Below are 493 nucleotides of genomic sequence, written 5' to 3'. Positions count from 1 at the left end.
CTTGGTCAATGAGGGCTTGCAATTCTCGCAATAAATGTGCTCCACAGAGGCTGTGTCGTCCTTTCCCTACCGTAAAATAAGACGACCAGCAATCATGCACCGTCCAATTAACGCACTGAGAAAAAATACTTTCTTCTGACAAAAGCGCTTGTTGACCTCGTTTATCATGAACAAAAAAGTAGGTGTATAGATTACTGCTTGCTAAATGAAGCCATTTTAAGCCCCCTTCAATGCGTAGCCCCGTTTCATCGAAGTGGCAGACGGGGGCTACTTTCAGCTGCTCTTTTATCTGGGTTTCAATCGGAGCTAACTGTTCATAAAGCTTGCTTTGAGCACTTGTTAATGTCGCTGGATTATAGGTATAACCCGTCAAATCAGCCCATAATTGGCTTATCTTTGAGAAAGGTAAACGATAGTCGACATTGAGCATAATACTCTGAGCATGAATGCGATTACCATATTGAACGGGAGCGACCACATCCGCAGGAAACTG

At 43.6% G+C, this 493-nt stretch carries 1 protein-coding gene; it reads right to left on the bottom strand.

Going from position 1 to position 493, the window contains the following annotated elements; translation table 11 throughout:
* A partial coding sequence (locus AC23P2_RS31220; RefSeq protein WP_487776809.1) for an IS66 family transposase occupies positions 1-493 on the bottom strand: 493 nt, incomplete at both ends.

The organism is Runella sp. R0.1_18 (genome assembly GCF_057652155.1).
This window is presented reverse-complemented; position numbering and strand designations above follow the sequence as displayed.